We start from the raw sequence: 18718 nt of genomic DNA, 5'->3' as shown, positions 1-18718 counted from the left end.
CTTTGGTCAGCGGCGAAGTATCGTCTCGGCGATTGTCGAGAGCAGCGAATCGGTCAGTACAGCGCGAACGACGGCAGATACAGCAGGAGACACACCACGCCCCCGACCCGGTCCAATCCCCGCCGCCAGTAGAGCAGGCCAAGCACCACCAGCGAGACCGCGAGCATGTAGGTCGTCGAGGCCATCACCGACCCGAAGTCCGTGACCACTACGTCGGCGACCAGCGCGCCGACGCCCAGCGAGAAGACGGGGTCGGTGATGTTGCTCCCCAGCAGCGACCCGACCGAGATGCCCTCGCGGCCCCCTCTGGCCGCGACGACGGCCACCGCGATTTCCGGCGCGGTCGTACCGAGACCGGTCAGCAGGCCCACGACGAACTCCGGAATCCCGAGGAGGCGCGCGATTGCGGTCCCGTTGGTCACGAGCAGGTGCCCGCCGACCACGACCAGCGCGAGGCCGCCGAGAATCCACGGGAGGGCCCGCTCGGGCGGTTCGCGCTCGTCCACGACCTCCTCGGTTATCTCCTCGCCGCCCTCGTTCGAGTAGAGGTCGTGGACGAACACCGCGTACGAGAGCACCATCAGCACGCCCTCCGAGCGCGTGATGCCGTCCTCCAGCGTCAGAATCATGATGATCATCGCCAGTATCATCGCGCCGCCGTAGATGAGGACGTTCCGGCGCTCGGCGACCACGGGCGCGACCAGCGCGACGATGCCGACCGCGAGGGTGATTTGGGCCGTCTCGGACCCGACGATGTTGCCGACTACGAGGTCCCCGGCCCCGTAGAAGGAGGCGTACACCGAGGTGGTCATCTCGGGAATCGACGTGCCGACCGAGATGACGGTGACGCCGACGAAGAACGGCGAGACGCCGTAGTAGAGCGCGAGTTCGCCCGCCGCGCGCACCGTCTTGTCCGCCCCGTAGACTAAGAGGACCAATCCGGCGAGAAAACCGGCGACTTCCACCAGCATCGTCTCACACGACGACGCGGAGTCTTTTATAACCACGACCGGCGGCGAACGCTACTCCTCGGCGAGCGACTCCGTGGCCGCGTAGAAATCTGGTACCCGGAAACCGACGGGTACCGGTCCGCAACGTCGACTCGCTTACCACTCGCTAAACAACGCGATGGTTGTCGATGACTGTGCGTCTAAAGCAGGGGGTAGATCGGAGTCCACGGGAACGGGAAGGTCATGACTTTTTCACCTCCTATACGAATAGTTTAATTTACAGAACTTATATATTTTGTATTAGAAAGATTAATAAAACAATAGGTTTCTCCGTTCGGGACTCGCCAGTACGCTGCGGTGGCCCGCAGAACGTCACACCTATCCGGTCCGGCCGCGAGTTCCCATCTATGCGCGACGCCTATCTCGTCGGCGCGGCCCAGACCGACTTCGGGTCGTTCCCCGACGAAAGCTACCGGTCGCTGTTCCGCACCGCGTTCGAGGCGGCCCGCGACTCCGTTCCCGCGGGTCTCGACCCCGAGGAGATAGACGAGGCGGTCGTCGGGACCCTCGGCGTGGGCGGCAGACAGTTGGGACTCTCGGGACCGGCCGCCACCGAACACGTCGGTCTCCACGGCATCCCGACCACGCGAGTCGAGAACGCCTGCGCCGCCTCCGGGTACGCGGTCCGGCAGGCGGTACAGGCCGTCAAGTCCGGCATGGCCGACGTGGTGCTCGCTGGCGGGGTCGAAATCATGACCGACATGTCCGGCGACGCCACCAAGTACTGGCTCGGCGTCTCGGGCGAGACCGAGTGGGAGCGACTCTCTGGCACCACCTTCGCCGGGGTCTACGCCCAGATGGCCGACGCCCACATGGCCGAGTACGGGACGACCAGCGAGCAGATGTCGCACGTCGCGGTCAAGAACCACCGCAACGGCGCGAAGAACCCTCACGCCCAGTTGGGCTTCGAGTGTTCGCTCGACGACGCCGAGAACGCCCAGACGGTCGCCGACCCCTTGACGCTGTATCACTGCTGTCCGACCACGGATGGCGCGGCCTGCGCGGTCATCGCCAGCGAGGAGGTCGTCTCGGAGTACACCGACGACCCCATCCGAGTCGCGGGCGTCGGCGCGGCCAGCGACGCGGTGGGCCTCTTCCAGCGCGATAGCTACACCGGCATCGAGGCCTCCCAGCGCGCTGGCGAGACTGCCTACCAGCGCGCCGGAATCACCCCCGACGAAGTGGACTTCGCCGAGGTCCACGATTGTTTCTCCATCGCCGAGATTCTGGCCTACGAGGACCTCGGCTTCTGCGAACCCGGCGAGGGCGGCGAGCTAGTCGAGTCCGGAAAGACCGCGCTCGACGGCGACCTTCCGGTCAACACCTCCGGCGGCCTCAAGTCGAAGGGCCACCCCATCGGCGCGACCGGTGCGGGACAGGTGGCCGAGGCCTTCAAGCAGCTCTCCGGCGAGGCCGGGGACCGGCAGGTCGAGGGCGCGACTCGCGGCCTGACCCACAACGTCGGCGGAAGCGGCGGCGGGGCCGTGGTTCACGTCTTCGAGAAGGAACGGGAGGTGGAAGCATGACGGACGAAAATCCCAAAATCGAGGCGGTCGGAGCCTACGCGCCCCGATTCCGCGTTTCGGCCGAGGAGTTCCGGCAGGCGTGGGGACAGTTCCACGCCGCGGGCGTCAACTCGAAGGCGGTCCCCGACGCCGACGAGGACGCCCTGACGATGGGCTACGAGGCCGCTCGGCGAGCGCTCGACGCCGCCGACCTCGCGGGCGCGGACGTATCGTTTTTGATATACGCCTCCACGACGCCGCCGCTGGCCGAGGAGGACCTCTCGGCCCGCCTCGGCGGGATGCTCTCGGTTCCCGACGACGCGACGCGCCACGTCCTCACCGGAAGCACGCGGGCCGGAACCCGGGCGCTCGACGCCGCGCTCTCGGCCGGGCCGTGGGGTGAGGATGCTGTCGGTCTGGTCGTCGCCGCGGACTGCCCGCGGGGCGAACCGGATAGCTCGGAGGACCACGCCGCCGGAGCGGGCGCGGCCGCGTTCGTTCTCTCGGAATCCGGTGGGGACGCCGCCGGGGACGCGGCCGGGAACGCGAGCGGAGCGGAAATCGCCGCGAGAGGCGAGTACGCCGAGGAGTACCCCGGCACGCGCTTCCGGCGCTCGGGGTCCGAAGCGGTCGAGGGCCTCGGCGCGACCGGGTACGAGCGACAGGCGTTCACCGAGACGCTGGCCGGAGCGGTCGAGCGATTGGATTTCGACCCCGAAGCGGTGGACGCCGCCGCGGTACAGGCCCCCAACGGCAAGCTGCCCTACCGCGCGGCGGGCGCGCTCGGCGTCGGCACCGAGACGATTCAGGCAGGTGCGACGGTCCACGACTTGGGCGATACGGGCGCGGCGAGCGTCCCGCTCGGGATTGCGAAGGCCCTCGCGGAGGGTGCCGAGACGGTTCTGGCGGCCTCGTTCGGAAGCGGCGCGGGCGCTGACGCGCTGTTGGTCGAAAGCGCGGGAGAGGGTGGCGAGGGAATCCCCGCCTCGCTCGCGCTGGACGACGGCGAGGAGGTCAGTTACGCCGAGTACCTCCGCAAGCGCGGCGAGTTGACCTCCGGCCCGCCGGACGGCGGCGGGGCCTACGTCAGCGTGCCCTCGTGGAAGCGGACCTTGGACCAGCGCCACCGCCTGCTGGCGGGGAAATGCCCCGACTGCGGGAGTCTGAACTTCCCGCCGGAAGGTGCCTGTAACGCCTGCAAATCGCTCGTGGACGACTACGAGACGGTGGAACTGACCGGCGAGGGCACCGTCGAGGCCGCGACGGTCATCTCGCAGGGCGGCGCGCCGCCCGAGTTCGCCGAACAGCAGGCCCAGTCCGGTGATTTCGGCGTCGCCGTGGTGGCTCTGGAGGGGCCGGACGGCGGCGAGGCCAGCATCCCCGCGCAGGTCGTCGGCGTCGAGGCTGGGAGCGTGGAAATCGGCGACCGCGTGGAGACGACGATGCGCCGCATCTACACACAGGAGGGCGTGACGCGGTACGGGTTTAAAATCCGCCCGCAGGGAACGAAGTGACAGATAACAACATATACATTTCTTAAACACTCATATTCATTTCTTTAACACGTATAGATAGTTCTTTAACGTTTGGCGTGCGCTGGCGCGGCCCTCGTGGCCGCGCCAACCGCGCGAGGGACGAGCGAGCGGAGCGAGCGAGGAGGTTGGGGAGGACGAGGTGCGGTGCTGTGCGGGGCGGAGACTCCTGTGTTCAAGCCTGAAGGTAGCTCTGCCGATTCGCTGTAATCTGCGGTGTGGTCGTGGTAGGCGTCTCGTCCGAGGTCGGAGCTAGCTTTTGTCGGTTCGTACTCGTTTCCGGTACAGTCGCGGTAGATGGTCCGGATTCGAGACGACTCGACCCTGTTAACTCCATTTCTCTGGCTCACGAAGAACGCCCATCCAACCCAAAACCACCCGAAGAATGCCGAGAGATAAACGCTTAACCCCACTCCGGACGCCGTTTTACCCGACATGAGAGACCTGAAAATCGGTGTACTCGGAGCCGGAACGATGGGCCACGGTATCGCGCAAGTCTCCGCGATGGCGGGCCACGATGTGACGATTCGGGACATCGAGGAGGACTTCGTGGACGACGGCATCTCCTCGATAGAGCAGAACCTCCAAGGCGGCGTCGAGCGCGACAAAGTCACCGCCGAGGAGAAGGCGGCCACCCTCGACCGCATCTCGGGCACGACGGACCTCGCGGAGGCCGTCTCGGACGCCGACCTCGTGGTCGAGGCCGTCCCCGAGGACGTGGACCTCAAGAAGGAGACCTTCGAGGACGTGGAGGCCGAGGTGTCCGAGGACACCATCATCGCCTCGAACACCTCGTCGCTCCCCGTGACCGAAATCGTCTCGGCGCTGGACGAACCCGGCCGGGGAATCGGGCTGCACTTCTTCAACCCGGTCCACATCATGCAACTCGTGGAGGTCGTCGTGGGCGAGCAGACCGACGACGAGACCGTCGCGTTCGCCACCGACTACATCGAGGACATCGGCAAGACAGCCATCGAAGTGCAGGACACCGCGGGCTTCGCCTCCTCGCGGCTCGGCGTCGCGCTCGGCGTCGAGGCGATGCGGATGGTCGAGGAGGGCGTCGCCAGCCCCCGCGACATCGACCAGTCGATGGAACTGGGCTACAACCACCCGATGGGGCCGGTCGAACTCGGCGACGTGGTGGGTCTCGACGTGCGCCTCGACATCCTCGAACACCTCCGCGACGAGCTGGGCGAGCGGTTCCGCCCGCCCCAAATCCTGCGCCGAAAGGTCCGGGCCGGAAAGCTCGGCAAGAAGACCGGCGAGGGCTTCTACGTCTGGGAGGACGGCGAAATCGTGGGGACCAGCGGCGACTGGGGTGACGAGGAATGAGCGACGAAGACGGAGAAGCCGTGGGCACGCCCGAACAGGTCGCAGACGAGTGCGAGACCGTCAACGTCGAGGTCGGCGAGCGCGTCGAGAACGTCGCCACCGTCACGCTCTCGCGGCCCGACGCCCGCAACGCGCTGAACGCCCAACTTCGCGCAGAGCTGAAAGATGTCCTCGACGCCATCGAGGCCAGCGACGTTCGCGTGGTCGTACTGACCGGCTCCGACGAGTCCGGCGCGTTCGTGGCGGGCGCTGACGTGACCGAACTCCGCGAGCGCGGTCCCCTCGAACAGCGCGAGGCCAGCAAGCGCCCCCGAGTCTACGAGTACGTCGACGACCTCGAACAGCCGGTCATCGGCGCAATCAACGGTCACGCGCTGGGCGGCGGGTGCGAACTCGCTCAGGCCTGCGACACCCGAATCGCACGCGAGGGAGCCAAACTGGGCCAGCCCGAAATCAACCTCGGCATCATGCCCGGCGGCGGCGGCACCCAGCGCCTCGCCCGACTCGTCGGCGAAGGGCAGGCCATGAAGCTGATTCTGTCCGGGGAGCTCATCGACGCCCGAGAGGCCCGCGACATCGGCCTCGTGGACGAGGTCCACGACGACGAGGAGTTCGAGGACCGCGTCTACGACCTCGCCGAGTCGATGGCCGAGAAGAGTCCGCTCGCGCTCGAATTTGCGAAGAAGGCCGTGAAGGCCTCCAGTCGGATGGACTTGGAGCAGGGCATCGAGTACGAGGCCGAACTGTTCGCCCACCTGTTCGCCTCCGAGGACAAAAACGAGGGCATCGACGCCTTCTTCGAGGACCGCGACCCCGAGTGGGAAGGGAAGTAGCCCGGTTAGAATGACGATTATCGCATCAGTTCGCCGCCGTTGACGTTCAGCGTCTCGCCCGTGACGAAGCCGGCGTCTCGGAGGTAGGCGGCGGCCTCCGCGATGTCCGCGGGTTGCCCAAACCGGTCGAGTGGAATCTTTTCCATCTCCGATTTCGCCTCCTCCTCGGTACGGTCGGCGGTCATGTCGGTCTCGACGTGGCCCGGCGCGATGGCGTTGACCCGGATTTCGGGCGCGAAGTCCCCGGCGTGGCTCTTGGTCAGGCCGAGAAGTCCGGCCTTCGAGGCCGCGTAGTGGCACTCGATGGGTGCGCCCGTGTAGGCCAGAATCGAGGAGACGTTGGTGACCGAGGGCGTGGGCGCGGAGTCGGCGTCCGCCTTTTCGCTCGCCGCGGACTCCTTCAGGTGCGGCAGGGCGGCCTTGGTCACGTTGAACGCGCCGTTGACGTTGGTGTCCATCACGCGGTCGAAGTCCTCCGGCGAGAGGTCTTCGGTGTGGACGTGCTGGTCGATGCCAGCGTTGTTGACGACGTGCGAGAGGTCGCCGAACGCCTCGACAGTCGCCTCCACGAGGTCGGCGGCGTCGTCCGGGTCGCCCACGTCGGCCCGGACCGCGACGGCCTCGCTGTCGGTCTCCCGCTGAATCGACTCGGCGACCGCCCGCGCCTTCTGGGCGCTGGAGACGTAGTTGACCGCCACGTCGTAGCCGTCGCGCGCGAACCGCTCGGCGATTGCTCGGCCGATGCCCCGCGAGGAACCAGTAACGAGTGCTGCTGGCATACCACAACCACGGCACGCCGGGGTCTTGGCGGTTGCGACTGCGCGCTGGCGGCGCGCAGTCGGGGACTGGTCGAGGGGAGGGACCTCGGCGTTTATATCCGCCGAGCATCATTCGACGGCCATGAGCGACTCCGATTCGGCGGTATCGGCCTCGGACCCGCCCCCGGAACCCGAGTTGGCCGACTTGCTCGACGAACTCGAAACGCTGGAGGAGACCGTAGACGACCCCGACGAGCGCCAGCAGGTCCGCGAGACGATTCGGGTCGCTCGCCGGGTCCAACCCAGCGCGTTCGGTCGAGTGATTCGGGGGTTCGACCGCCACGACGCCGCGGAGGCGCTGGTCGGGAGCGTGCTGTTCGGCGTGCCGATGCTCGCGGAGGGCGGGACGCTCGAAATCGGGACCTTTCTGGCGGCGAATCCGGCGGCGTTCGTCGGGACCGTGGCCGCCAGCGTCGCGCTGGTCGTGGGCGTCCTCTACGTCGCCGAAATCCAGCAAGTCGAAATCTACCGGCCCTTCTTCGGCGTGGTCCCGCGCCGACTCGTCGGCGTGCTGGCGATTTCGTTCGTGACCGCGACCGCGCTGATGACAGGGTGGGGTCGAGTCGAGTGGTCCGACCCGTGGCTCGCACTCTGTCAGGTGGCTGTCGCGTTCGCGCCGATGTCGCTGGCCGCCGCCCTCGGCGACATTCTGCCGGGGTCGTGAGCCGTCGGGGGATTTCGACGCCTGCGAGGGGACTCGTCATCATCGTGCGACATCGGCACAAAGTATATCAGCGTGGTGCGGGTATTGGTACCTGTTCGCACAGGATTTTGGTGAGACGTATGATAGAATGTCCACACTGCGGTTCTGACTTGAATCGTCGGACGAAGACTCAGACGCGGCGCAACGGCGAGCCGCTCGGCGGCAAATCGACCGGTTCGGAACTCGTCTCCTGCCCGGACTGCGACGAGATGATAGACGGGTTCACGGCCCACTGACCGCGGAGCCTCTCCGCGGACTCTTTTCGCGGACTCCTTCTGGGGTCGCGTTCGGCGAGACCGATTCAGAGAGCTTCGAGCGCCTCGCGGGCGTTCTCGACCGCGGCGTCTTTTTTCGCGGGGTAGGCTTCGACCTTCGCGCGGAAGGTGATGCCCTCGCCGAGTTCGACCTCGCCGCGGTAGGCCGCCTGCTTGTCGAGGCGCAGGAACATCGCGCAGTTGTCGTTGACCCGGTCGTCGAGTTCGTCGATGAGGTCCGCCGCGTCGGGGAGTTCGGCGACTTTCGAGAGGACGTGACGCATCTCGTCGGCGTTCTCGACGCGCGCCGAGAGGACGAGGATGCGGTCGCCGTGGTGGCCCTCGCTCTGGGCGCGCTCGATTTCGAACTCCTCGGGGAGGTAGGTCCGCAGGGCCTGCTCGACGCGCTTGTCGTCCTCGGTGGCGTAGCAGAACGCCCGCAAGTCGATGTAGTGGAAGGGAACTTCGGCCATTAGAAGGGGGTAGGACCCCCGAACGGAAAAAGGCGTTTCGTTCGGCTTAGACCGTCACGTCGTTTTTATTCGTCAGCGATTCGGGGACGGTGACGCGGTACGGCGTAATCGCGCCGTGCTGGGTGACGATTCGAACTTGGGCCTCCTCGCCCGCCTCGAGTCCGTCGCCGTCGTCGTCCAAGAGGTAGGCCGGAATCGTGATGCGGAAGCGGTCAGTCTGGTCGGACAGCACCGGGACGGTGTTGCCGGGGTCCTGAATCGGGGTAACCTCGAACTCGTCTCCGTTCGGGTCGACGACGTACTTTCCGCTCTCGATGGTGGCGTTCTTGCCCACGAGGGTCCTCGCGGCGTCGGGGCCGACCCAGTCGATGGTGGCCGACGAGAGGTTCACGTCGTCGGACCCGGACCCGCGCATCACGGTCAGGTTCACGAACTCCACGTGGTCGTCGTTGGCGACGTTCCCGTGTGCGCTGGCGACCTGCACGCGGTTCGAGACCTGCGCGCTGGCTTCCTGCCCGGTCTGTTCGGATTTGGTCTGTAGCACTCCTGCGGTGTTGACCAGTACTCCGGCAGCAATCGCGGCGACCAACACCATCGCAATGAAGACGATGAGGGTCCCGATACCGACCTGCCCCCTATCGGGCAGTCGCTCCGACGACGGCGCGTCCATAGCTATACCTCTGTTCGAATATGTATTTAATACTTTATATAGCAGTGAGAAAAGACGGCGACTCCTCTCGCCGGGCGGGGAAAATCCGAAGAAATCGGACGATTGAGCGCTACTCTTCGTCTTCGACGGCTTCCAGCGAGTCCTCGGGGATGCCGGTCTCCTGACCGTCCTCGAAGCTGACGGTGTAGGTGCTGTCGCCGAACATGGTGTCCATGACTTGAGTCACTTCGCCTTCCTCGCCGTCGTAGTCGCTGTGTTCGTCGTGGAGAATGACGCGGTCTTCCTTCTCAAATGCCATGTTGCGTCCTACTGGGTCACTCGTGAAAAAGCGATTGATTCACAACCGAGGACGAGTCAGGTAGGAAGGATTGGCAAACCCGAATATAATTGCTTAAATACTATATTTTGTATGTTAAGATGATCTATATTATTCTTCACGCATGAGAGGGGCATTTCAATACTCTCGGCGTTCTCCCGTCGATTGCTGGCGATAGTTCGGAGACGGATACCGAAATCGTCCGACCGAAGGCTTATTCGGCCCGCCGGAGTAGCGTCCGAGTATGATTTCGCGCTCTCCACCCACCGTCCGCTCGCCGCGCTCGCAGCCGGTCGCCGCTCGCTCGCCACCAGTCGCCGTCCGGCCGTCGCCCCGATGACGACCGTCGACGACCTGTGGTACCTCACGACGCAGGCCGAACAGCAGGCCGAACAGGTGTACCACCGGCTGACAGACGCCTACGACGACTTTCTGGAGCGGACCCACAGCCGTCGCGTCTCGCGCTCGCGGTTCCGAACGCTGGCCGAGCGAATCACCGAGACCGGCGCGCCCTACGGCGCACACTCGGTCGTCTACCGGCCCTCGGGCGAACTCCTGCTGGTCTGGCACGACGGCGTCGGGATGTGGGTCGTCCCCGGCGGCGAACCCGACCCCGGCGAGTCCTTCCGCGAGGCCGCCGAGCGCGAACTCGCCGAGGAGGCGGGCGTTTCGGCGAGTTACGACGGACTGGCGATGAACGTCCGCGTGGACATCCAGTGCGAGGACTACTCGACGTGGGGCGTCCTCCCGCTATTCGAGGCCCGTCCGGCGGGCGACCCGACGCCGGAACCCGACGACCCGGACGGCGAAATCACCGAGGCGAGGTGGTTCGACGACCTCCCGGAGAAGACCCGCGACCGCGAGGACCTGCGAGCGTGGCGCGAGTTCGCGCTGGAGTGACGCCGCTCGACGCGACGATTCAGATAACCGAGCATTAATTTTGAGCGCGATTGCTTATGATGTTCCTCTACTTTCGTTACGTTCGATAACTGGCGTTCGACCACGTGAATCGTTGGGTGGAAAAGCGGTGAGTCGTGCGAGCGGAAGGGTGGCGCGCCCGCACAGGCGGACGACACAACCGCGTTCAGAACGGTCGGCAGCCGGTATCGGGGGAGAAACACGACATGGACGAAGCAGTCTTACTTCCGAGAGGCGTGGAAATCGAGCGCGACGAATCGACAGACAGGTATCGGGTCCGATACGATTCGAGCGAGGAACTGCCGAGTACCGTCGTGGTGACGGCAGTCGCGGCGGTTGCGGAGACGGACCCGCTGGACCTCGAACCGCTGAGAGAATCCATCGACCCCGACGCGCTCGACGCGCTGTTCCGCCAGACGCCCGGCGGGCGCATCCGCTCGTCGGGACAGGCGGAGTTCTGGTTCGCGGACCACCACGTCACGGTGGACGCGACCGGCGAAATCGAGGTCACGCCGGAGCGATAGGACCGGGCGAGCGACTCGGCGCTACCCGTGGGAGACGCCGTCGCGTGACTCGGCCTTCTTCCGGCGGAGCGCGGCCCGCGCGTTGCTGGCGTCGTAGCCGAAGAAGACGTTCTCGGCGTACGCCTCGGCGACTTCCGCGGCGTGAATCAGATTGTCCACGTCCACGTCAACCGCGTAGAGTTCGATACTGAAGGGCACGTCCAGCGCGTCCTCGAACCCGCTGGCGATGGTTTCGAGCCAGTAGGTCGTGGTGTAGGCCATGTCGTAGAGCGGCACGACGAACTCGTCGACGTACTCCGAGAGCGCCTCGAGGTCGAGACCGGCGCGCTCGTAGAGGTGGCCCGGGTACGGGTCGGGGTAGAGCGTCAGATACGTCTTGCCCGGAATCCGATCGGTGGCTTCGGCGACGAACTCGGTAATCACGTCGGCGCGCCACGCGAATCGGTCCTCGAAGTCGCTCTCGGCGAACAAGCGCTCGCATCGGTCACAGTAACAGTACTCCGCGCGCGGGAAGCCCACGTCGTCCAGTCGCACGTCGGGGTTGACCTCGGCGCAGTCCGAGACGATTTCGAGCAGTCCCTCGCGGTAGTCCTCGCGGGTCGGACAGACGTAGGCCCAGTCGAAGTAAGGTCGCTCGCGGGTGGCGCGCTCTCCCTCGTCGCTGACGGGCGCGAGGTCCGGGTTCGCCTCGACCGCGGCGTTGTCTCCGAAACACGACACCATGCTCACCCCCTCGGGTACCGGTTCGGCCGACCGGCCGGTGACGTCCTTGACCTCCAGAAAGCTCAGGCCGAACTCCGGCCAGTCGAGTTCCTCCTCGTTGCGCGTGACGACGCCGAACATGCGCCCGACTTGGCGGGCCGAGTGGGTAAGTGATTCGCTCTCGCGGCGAAAACTCTCTATCCCCGACTGCACCCCTTCGGCAGGCTCGCGTTGGTCAGACCGGGTTGCTGGACCGACCCGACAGACCAGTTCGAGGCCTCGCCGCTGATGACGAGCGCCTCGCCGACCGTGCCGTTCTGGACGGTGATGTCGGGCCTCTCGTCGCCGGACGCCGGAGCGACCGAGTCGTTCCCGGTCGTCCTCGACCCGAGGGTGGCGTTGCCACAGAGGAAGGCGGCGTCCACCACGATGCGGTCGATGACGACGCCGGAGACCGTCTGGTTCCGGGTCCAATGGCGTTCGAGCGTCCGGTTCTCGACGTTCGGGTCGATGAACTCGCCGCCGGGGACCGAGAGCACCGACTTGTTCCGGACGACGAGTTTCCTCGCGGTGACGTTCTTGAGTCGGCCCCTGTCGAGGTCGAACCGACCGACCGAGACGTTCGAGAGCGTCACGTTCGTCCGCGACCCGTTTTCGGTCGTCGCGTTGCGAATCACGACCTCGTCTATCGCCGCGTTCACCACCGTCGAGTTCCGGAGGAGCCACGTCTCGATGGTCACGTTGTTGAGCGACACCTTGTACTGGGCGACCGGCCCGTCGCTCCGGTGAACCGGCCCGTCGCTCCGGACCGTCTCGTCGCGGACCTCGCCGACGCGCTCGTCTGCGGGGCCTGCGACCCCCGCGACCGGACCGACCCCTGACAGCAGAACCAGCGCCGAGAATGCGACTGCGAGCGTTGCTCGTGTACTCATTCCCCGAGACGTACTCCGAGGCGGAAGATAAACGAAAACGACTGTTCTAACCGTTTTCTTACGTAACGGAACGTTTCCGACCGGGTAGCGGTCGCTTATCCCGCACCTACTCGACCGCGATGTGGGCCGCGAGGTCCTCGCGGACGATGGTCTCGCAGTACTCACACCGGACGCCGTCGTCCAGCACGTCGAATTTGGTCTCGACGGGTTCGTTGGCGTTGGTGATGCAGTTGTGGTTCGGGCAAGAGAGGACGCCGACCACGCGCTCGGGGCGTTCGAGGTACTGCTTCTCGACGACCTCGTACTCCCGGATGATGTTGATGGTCGCCTCGGGCGCGATGAGCGACAGCACGTCCACCTCGTCTTGGCTCAACTCGCGGCCCTCGACTTTCACGATGTCCTTCTGGCCCATCTGGTCGCTCGGGATGTTCATCCCGACGCTGACCGTCTCGCCCGACCGGCCGTCGATGCCGAGGATGGCGAGGACGTTCAGGGCCTGTCCGGCCCGGATGTGGTCGATGACGGTCCCCCTCGGAATCTTGCTCACGCGGAGTTGATGGTCGCTCATCGGTCCTCCTCCCGTTCTGCCAGCATCTGGTCGAGAAGTGCCATGCGGACCGGCACGCCGTTGTGGGCCTGCTCGAAGTAGGTCGCGTAGTCGGTGTCGTCCACCTCGGGCGCGATTTCGTCCACCCGCGGCAGGGGATGCATGACCGTCAGGTCGTCCTTGGCGGCTTCGAGCGTTTCGAGGTCGATGCCGTACTCGCCCGCGACCTGCTGGTACTCGTTCTCGTCGGGGAAGCGCTCGCGCTGGATGCGGGTGACGTACAGCACGTCGAGCGCGGGGAGAATCTCGTCCAGTTCCGTATGCTCGCGGACCATCGCGCCCGACTCGTGGAGGTCGTAGCGCACGCTCCGGGGCAACTTCAGGCTCTCGGGGCTGATGAAGTGCTGGTCCGCGTCGAAGTTGGTCAGCGCGTGGGCCAGCGAGTGGACCGTCCGGCCGTACTTCAGGTCGCCCATGATGCCGATGGTGAGGTCGTCGAGGCCCGCGTTCTCTCGAATCGTGTAGAGGTCCAGCAGGGTTTGGGTCGGGTGGTGGCCCGCGCCGTCGCCCGCGTTCAGCAGGGGGACGTCTACGAACTCGCTGACCATCTTGGCCGCGCCCTGACTCGGGTGGCGCAGGACGAGCGCGTCGGCGTAGCCCTCGATGACGCGGGCCGTGTCGGCGAGGCTCTCGCCCTTCTTGACCGACGAGGACTCGACGCTCCCCATGTCCACGATGTCGCCGCCGAGGCGCTTGATTGCGGTCTCGAAGCTCATCTTCGTCCGGGTACTCGGCTCGAAGAAACACAGGCCGAGTACGGCGTCGTCGTGGCGGTCGGCGAACGCGGCCGGGTCGGCGTCGATTTCGGCCGCGCGGTCGAGGACCGCCTCGACGTTCTCTCGGGAGAGTTGTTTGGCAGTTATGAGGTGGTCGTGCCGCATTGGTAGTGTATCGGGGGCGAGTGGGCCTTGAATCTCTCGGAGTGAGTCGAGCGCAACTTATTCACTTTCTGATAGCAACTGCACGACGTAGGTGTACCCCTGCGCGGCGATGCGCTCGTCGTAGAACTCGTCGGTCCGCTCGTAGCCCGCCGCCTCGTAGAAGGCCACCGCGCGCTCGTTGTCGGCCATCACGCCGAGTTGCACGCGCTCGCCGCCTCTCTCGGCGATTGTCTCCTCGGCGTGAGCGAGGAGTCGCCGACCGATGCCCTCGCCCCATCGCTCGGGCAGGACGTAAATCCGCCCGAGGTCGTAGACTGCGGGGTCGTCGTCGGCGGGCCGCGCCGAGACGAATCCGACCGGCGCGTCGGATTCGTCGGCGTCGCCGCCATCGACCGCGACCGCGAAGACGGTCTCGTCGTCCTCGATTTCAGCCTCGAAACTCTCGACGTCGTAGAAGTCGTCCAGAAACTCCTCGACGGTCTCCTCGCCGATTATCGGCGCGTGGGCCTCGTGCCACGCCAGACGGGAGATTCGCTGGAGCGCGTCGATGTCGCCGAGTCTGCCCTGCCGAATCTCGATAGCCATGTCGAGGCGTTCGCGGGCGGGGAAAATAGTGGTTCGGGAGGGCACAGCAGGCCGGATTTCGGAAAACGAGGGTGGATGGAGCAGACCACCGGCAGGCGCTCGGTGGACCAATCGCCAGCGGACGCTCGGCTGACCGGACCACCGTGGGCGGGATGAAGGGGCCGCGCGGTGGCGGGCCGTCAGGCCCATGGTCGTCTCAGCGACCTCTCTCCGACGCAACTACGTCCGTCGGAGAGAGGTCGCTGAGCGACCGCCACCGCGCGGGGGCTTCAAGAGGACAACCCTACTGCTGTACAGTCGTACGGAAAGAAATTTTACGTCGGTGACTCGGCAGCCATAATATACCTCTACCATTGGTAAGAAAACAAAAATATGTGTTTAGGACAACTATAATTGTCTTATACCAGCCAGAACGGTCGCTCTATCTCGTTTACCGCCACCATCACGTCGGGACACTCGCCGTCCGAATCGGCCAGCATCCGGCCCGTCAACTCGTCGCCCGACCGCTGGATGAAAATCCGCATCTCGCACTCGCGGTCCGGAGTGGCGAGGAGAAGCCGATACCACCCCGTCTCGCGGGTCGTCCAGCGAACCGTCGCGTTGTCGGCCTCGGCGGGGTTCAGCGTGGCCTCCTCGACCAGGTGAAAGCTTCCGTTTTCGGACTTCTCCAGCGTAATCTCAACGGGGGCGTCCGCGCCGTGGTCGCGGACCTGAATCTCGACCAGCGAGGTCTGGGCCGCCGACCACCCGATGCCGAGGCCGATTCCGGTCGCGGTGATGGCGACGAGCGCGAGGAGCCAGAGGACGGGCCGGTCCACGTCCATGGGGAGGAGAATGAAGCTCATCTTACACGCCGGGGTGTCGCGGCGTCCGGTGTAAGCTCTCGGGTTGCGGACTTACGACGTTCACAGAATTTTGTTTTCCAACTCGCTTTGACGGTCGATTTGTGTCGATTCTACGGAACATAGTGTTGAACGTTTCTTGAAGCCCCCGCCCGCTCGCGGTCGCTCCGCGGCATATCCTCGGCTCTCCGCACAACCCGCCTCGGATAGGGGCCGCGGAGCGACCAAGCGTTGCGCGACCGGGCGCCCCCTTCATCCCGCCCACGGTGGACTGGTCGGCCAAGCGTTCCGGTGGTCTGGTCAGCCTGCTCTCGCGTGCCGAAGGTTTAAATTCGAGAACGGGACGAACCTCGCCCGGACGCTTCACAGCGGTCTCGCAAGAGAAGCGGGACCGCTGGTAGGTGGTTGCGGGCAGATAGCTGGCGAGTCAGCCAGCACCGTCGCCCGGCGGTTTCACCGCCTCGCTATTGGCGCCAGAGCCGCCCTACCTCGTAACTGCCAGTCCGACTAACCGGAAACGGCTGAGCCATTGGTCCGAGAGCGGGCGCGAGTGATTTCATCGGTGGCTCTTAAGATTCTCGGCGACGGAGCTACAGCCATGCCGACCGCCTACATCACCGCACCGCCAGAGGAGGCACCGGACCTCGCGGAGGCCCTCGTAGACGAACGCCTCGCGGCCTGCGTCAACCGATTCCCCTGCTCGTCGGTCTACCGGTGGGACGGCGAGGTCCACCGCGACGACGAGGTGGTCCTGCTGGCCAAGACCACCGACGAGGCCTACGACCGCCTCGAATCGCGGGTCGAGGAGCTACATCCCTACGACGTGCCCTGCGTCGAGCGATTCGAGGAGGGCGACCTACTCGACTCGTTCGCCCGGTGGCGCGACGAGGAGGTCACGAGCGAAGCAGTCGTGAACGAGGACGCCGCGGGCGAGGGTCGCTGATGCGCCGCGACTGGGGACCGTGGGCGCTGGTCGTCGGCGTGTTCTTCGTCGCCATCGCCGCGATTGCCAAGGGCGCGCTCCGGCGACTTCGCAAGCGAGCGTAGCGACGATTAGTTCCGACTCCGGAGTTCGTCGAGCACGCCGATGGTGCCCTCGGAGTAGGATTCCTCCAGCACCACGTCGGCGGCGCGCTTGGCCTTCGCGTCGGCGTTGGCGACCGCGTAGGACTCGCCAGCCACGCCGAAGGTGGAGACGTCGTTCTCCGAGTCGCCGATGGCGACGAACTCCTCGGGTTCGCGGTCGAGGAGCGGCGCAACTGACTTGAGGCCGATGCCCTTCTCGATGCTGGGCGACTTGACGTGGTAGGCGAACCCGGTGTCCACGACCTCCAGTCCGTGTTCGGCCGCAATCTCCTCCAGCGGGCCGAGCGGCTGGTCCCGAGCGACCGCAATCTCTGTCTCGCGCCAGCGATTCGTGAGGTCGGTCGGTCCCCACCCGAGGTCGTAGCCCGCCTCGACGTACTCCTCGGCGACCCGGCGCGCGGCCTCGCCGTCGCCGTTCCGCGTGACCTCCTCGCCCGAGAGGACGATACCGCCGTTCTCAGCGATGACGTTCTGCTCGACGTACATGAAGTGACAGAGCGAGACCGGATACGGAAAGGCCTTCCCGGTGGCGACGACCACGGGCGCGTCCCAACTCGGGAGCAGGTCGAAGAATCGCGGGTCTACGGAGTCGTCGGGCCGAGTCATCGTGCCGTCGATGTCGAGGACGAGCGGCGGAAGCATGCCTCACCGTGGGGGCGTCAACCACAAAAAGCGGTCGTTCGCGCCGCTGACGCTGGCCGGGTCAGTCGGAGTACGCGACCTCGCCGGTCCCCTGCGCCTCGGGGAACAGTTGGTCCTTCGTCGCTAGCGCGACTCGGACGAGCGCCAGCATCACGGGGACCTCGATGAGCGGGCCGACGACCGTGGCGAGCGCCACGTTGCTCCCGATGCCGAACACCGCCACCGCGACGGCGATAGCCAACTCGAAGTTGTTCGACGAGGCGGTGAACGCGACGCTGATGCTCTCGGTGTAGCTGAAGCCCAGCGCGGCGGACGCGCCGTAGGCGAGCGCCCACATCCCGGCGAAGAAGATGAGCAACGGGACCGCGATGAGGCCGATCTGCTCGGGGTTGTTCACGATGTACTCGCCCTTGAGCGCGAACATCACGACCACGGTGAACAGCAGGCCGAGGAGTCCGAGGGGGCTGATTTTCGGGACGATTCGCTCGTAGTAGGCCTCCTCGCCGACGGTCCGGAAGGCGGCCGTTTGCGTGAGATAGCCCAGCAGAAGCGGGAGACCGAGGAAGACCAGCACAGTCTGGGCGATGAGGCTGATAGACACGTCTACTGCCGTTCCGCGGAGGACGGTCAGGAAGACGAAGGCGTAGGGGACGAACAGCACGATTTGCAGGAGGCTGTTGACGCCGACGCAGACCGCGCACATCTCCTGATTCCCGGCGGCGAGTTCGTTCCAGACCAGCACCATGGCGATACACGGTGCAATCCCGACGATGATGAGTCCGGTGACGAACTCGGGATGGCCGCCGAGGAAGAAGACCGCGAGGCCGTACATCACGAAGGGGGCGATGAGCCAGTTGAAGGTGAGCGTCAACCCGATTTCCTTCCGAGCAGTTCGGGTCACCTTCGGGATGCGTCCGTAGTCGATTTCGGCCATAATCGGGTATATCATCACGAAGAGTCCGACCGCGATGGGGAGACTCGTCCCGTTGAACGTGACCGCGTTCAGCAGGTCGGCGATGCCGGGCACCGCGTAGCCGAGGCCGACGCCGAGGACCATCGCCAACCCGATCCAGACCGTGAGGTAGCGGTCCAGCACGCCGATATCGTCGCTCATTGGTCGCTCACCTCACTCTCCTCACTCGCCCCGCGGTCGGCCGCGGCGAACAGTCCGTCGGCGAGGTCGGTGCTGTCGTAGTAGCGCCAGTTGCCGTCCTTCCGGCGGGAGACAAGTCCGGCGTCAACGAGGTCCGAGAGCGCGTGGCTGACGGCGCTCTCGCTCACGTCTACCAGCGGTTCGAGTTCGCAGACGCAGAGTTCGTCGTCCGCGACGGCGAGGACGCGGGCGAGTCGATACCGCGTCTCGTTGCCGAGAACTGCGAACACCGGCCGACTCGCGTCGTCCGCGAAGGCGTCGTCCGCGAGTCGTTCGAGTTCCGTGAGGCGGCGGTCTACGTCCGCGTCACAGCACTCGCCGAGTTCGTCTGCGACGAGTCGGCGGAGTCGGGATGAAGCAGTAGCCATCGAGTACTGATTGAAGGAGCATTCAGATAACT

General features: G+C 65.7%; 23 protein-coding genes. 9 read left to right on the top strand and 14 right to left on the bottom strand.

Translation table 11 applies throughout. The features are described from left to right. Nucleotides 1-53: 53 nt before the first annotated feature. Nucleotides 54-971 (bottom strand): sodium:calcium antiporter, encoded by a 918-nt coding sequence (locus tag EPL01_RS13900; protein ID WP_135825878.1) that lies wholly within the window; start codon nt 969-971, stop codon nt 54-56. A 386-nt stretch (nt 972-1357) separates the two neighbouring features. On the opposite strand from EPL01_RS13900, the gene EPL01_RS13895 reads away from it, so the two are divergent. From EPL01_RS13895 to EPL01_RS13880, 4 genes are all read left to right on the top strand, one after another. After that, on the top strand, nt 1358-2536 hold the full coding sequence (locus tag EPL01_RS13895) for a thiolase domain-containing protein (protein WP_135825877.1): 1179 nt from the start codon (nt 1358-1360) through the stop codon (nt 2534-2536). Continuing rightward, nucleotides 2533-4029: a zinc ribbon domain-containing protein gene (locus EPL01_RS13890; RefSeq protein WP_135825876.1), complete on the top strand. Its 1497-nt coding sequence runs from the start codon at nt 2533-2535 to the stop codon at nt 4027-4029. Before EPL01_RS13895 ends, EPL01_RS13890 begins: the two co-directional genes overlap by 4 nt. A 462-nt stretch (nt 4030-4491) precedes the next feature. After that, nucleotides 4492-5379, top strand: coding sequence for a 3-hydroxyacyl-CoA dehydrogenase family protein (locus tag EPL01_RS13885; RefSeq protein ID WP_210424156.1), 888 nt, complete (start codon nt 4492-4494; stop codon nt 5377-5379). Continuing rightward, a complete protein-coding gene (locus EPL01_RS13880; protein ID WP_135825874.1) occupies nt 5376-6212 on the top strand; it encodes an enoyl-CoA hydratase/isomerase family protein in 837 nt (278 codons plus the stop codon). Before EPL01_RS13885 ends, EPL01_RS13880 begins: the two co-directional genes overlap by 4 nt. 17 nt (nt 6213-6229) lie before the next feature. Here EPL01_RS13880 and EPL01_RS13875 read toward each other — a convergent pair whose 3' ends face one another. After that, a complete protein-coding gene (locus tag EPL01_RS13875) occupies nt 6230-6991 on the bottom strand; it encodes an SDR family NAD(P)-dependent oxidoreductase (RefSeq protein ID WP_135825873.1) in 762 nt (253 codons plus the stop codon). A 121-nt stretch (nt 6992-7112) separates the two neighbouring features. Between EPL01_RS13875 and EPL01_RS13870 the strand changes: the two genes are divergently transcribed. Then, nucleotides 7113-7694: a DUF2391 domain-containing protein gene (locus EPL01_RS13870; protein ID WP_135825872.1), complete on the top strand. Its 582-nt coding sequence runs from the start codon at nt 7113-7115 to the stop codon at nt 7692-7694. A gap of 119 nt (nt 7695-7813) precedes the next feature. Beyond that, nucleotides 7814-7969, top strand: coding sequence for a hypothetical protein (locus tag EPL01_RS21735; protein WP_168215917.1), 156 nt, complete (start codon nt 7814-7816; stop codon nt 7967-7969). A 65-nt stretch (nt 7970-8034) separates the two neighbouring features. Here EPL01_RS21735 and EPL01_RS13865 read toward each other — a convergent pair whose 3' ends face one another. The 3 genes from EPL01_RS13865 to EPL01_RS13855 form a co-directional block, all read right to left on the bottom strand. Then, nucleotides 8035-8460, bottom strand: a complete 426-nt coding sequence (locus tag EPL01_RS13865) for an RNA-binding protein (protein ID WP_135825871.1) — start codon at nt 8458-8460, stop codon at nt 8035-8037. A 46-nt stretch (nt 8461-8506) separates the two neighbouring features. Further along, nucleotides 8507-9130, bottom strand: coding sequence for an archaellin/type IV pilin N-terminal domain-containing protein (locus EPL01_RS13860; RefSeq protein WP_135825870.1), 624 nt, complete (start codon nt 9128-9130; stop codon nt 8507-8509). A gap of 109 nt (nt 9131-9239) precedes the next feature. Beyond that, entirely contained in the window at nt 9240-9428 is a 189-nt protein-coding gene (locus EPL01_RS13855) for a DUF1918 domain-containing protein (protein WP_135825869.1), read from the bottom strand. Nucleotides 9429-9782: 354 nt separating this feature from the next. Here EPL01_RS13855 and EPL01_RS13850 point away from each other — a divergent pair, with 354 nt between their 5' ends. Together EPL01_RS13850 and EPL01_RS13845 are read left to right on the top strand one after the other, a co-directional pair. Continuing rightward, nucleotides 9783-10346, top strand: a complete 564-nt coding sequence (locus tag EPL01_RS13850; protein WP_135825868.1) for an NUDIX domain-containing protein — start codon at nt 9783-9785, stop codon at nt 10344-10346. A 224-nt stretch (nt 10347-10570) separates the two neighbouring features. Beyond that, a complete protein-coding gene (locus EPL01_RS13845) occupies nt 10571-10888 on the top strand; it encodes a DdfA family disk-determining factor (RefSeq protein WP_135825867.1) in 318 nt (105 codons plus the stop codon). A gap of 21 nt (nt 10889-10909) precedes the next feature. On the opposite strand, the gene EPL01_RS13840 is transcribed toward EPL01_RS13845, so the two are convergent. From EPL01_RS13840 to EPL01_RS13815, 6 genes are all read right to left on the bottom strand, one after another. Further along, a complete protein-coding gene (locus tag EPL01_RS13840) occupies nt 10910-11731 on the bottom strand; it encodes an alpha-amylase family protein (RefSeq protein ID WP_135825866.1) in 822 nt (273 codons plus the stop codon). Nucleotides 11732-11787: 56 nt separating this feature from the next. Next, nucleotides 11788-12522, bottom strand: a complete 735-nt coding sequence (locus tag EPL01_RS13835) for a hypothetical protein (protein ID WP_135825865.1) — start codon at nt 12520-12522, stop codon at nt 11788-11790. A 106-nt stretch (nt 12523-12628) separates the two neighbouring features. Further along, entirely contained in the window at nt 12629-13090 is a 462-nt protein-coding gene (pyrI, locus tag EPL01_RS13830; RefSeq protein ID WP_135825864.1) for an aspartate carbamoyltransferase regulatory subunit, read from the bottom strand. Beyond that, the gene (gene pyrB, locus EPL01_RS13825) at nt 13087-14010 is read right to left on the bottom strand and encodes an aspartate carbamoyltransferase (protein WP_135825863.1); all 924 of its coding nucleotides are present in this window, start codon (nt 14008-14010) and stop codon (nt 13087-13089) included. Before pyrB ends, pyrI begins: the two co-directional genes overlap by 4 nt. Before the next feature lie 57 nt (nt 14011-14067). Then, on the bottom strand, nt 14068-14595 hold the full coding sequence (locus EPL01_RS13820) for a GNAT family N-acetyltransferase (RefSeq protein WP_135825862.1): 528 nt from the start codon (nt 14593-14595) through the stop codon (nt 14068-14070). Between the two features lie 398 nt (nt 14596-14993). Next, the gene (locus EPL01_RS13815; protein WP_135825861.1) at nt 14994-15440 is read right to left on the bottom strand and encodes a hypothetical protein; all 447 of its coding nucleotides are present in this window, start codon (nt 15438-15440) and stop codon (nt 14994-14996) included. Nucleotides 15441-16035: 595 nt separating this feature from the next. Between EPL01_RS13815 and cutA the strand changes: the two genes are divergently transcribed. Then, nucleotides 16036-16380, top strand: coding sequence for a divalent-cation tolerance protein CutA (cutA, locus tag EPL01_RS13810; RefSeq protein ID WP_135825860.1), 345 nt, complete (start codon nt 16036-16038; stop codon nt 16378-16380). 110 nt (nt 16381-16490) lie between these two features. Here cutA and EPL01_RS13805 read toward each other — a convergent pair whose 3' ends face one another. From EPL01_RS13805 to EPL01_RS13795, 3 genes are all read right to left on the bottom strand, one after another. Beyond that, complete coding sequence (locus tag EPL01_RS13805; protein ID WP_135825859.1) at nt 16491-17165, bottom strand: HAD hydrolase family protein; 675 nt, start codon at nt 17163-17165, stop codon at nt 16491-16493. A 61-nt stretch (nt 17166-17226) separates the two neighbouring features. Continuing rightward, the gene (gene arsB / locus EPL01_RS13800; protein WP_135825858.1) at nt 17227-18279 is read right to left on the bottom strand and encodes an ACR3 family arsenite efflux transporter; all 1053 of its coding nucleotides are present in this window, start codon (nt 18277-18279) and stop codon (nt 17227-17229) included. After that, nucleotides 18276-18686 (bottom strand): ArsR/SmtB family transcription factor, encoded by a 411-nt coding sequence (locus tag EPL01_RS13795; RefSeq protein WP_135825857.1) that lies wholly within the window; start codon nt 18684-18686, stop codon nt 18276-18278. The genes arsB and EPL01_RS13795 overlap by 4 nt, the downstream gene beginning before the upstream one ends. Nucleotides 18687-18718: the final 32 nt, after the last annotated feature.

The organism is Halorussus ruber (genome assembly GCF_004765785.1).
Lineage (GTDB): Archaea > Halobacteriota > Halobacteria > Halobacteriales > Haladaptataceae > Halorussus > Halorussus ruber.
Note: the sequence above shows the minus strand (reverse complement) of the source record. Positions and strands in the feature narration are given on the sequence as shown.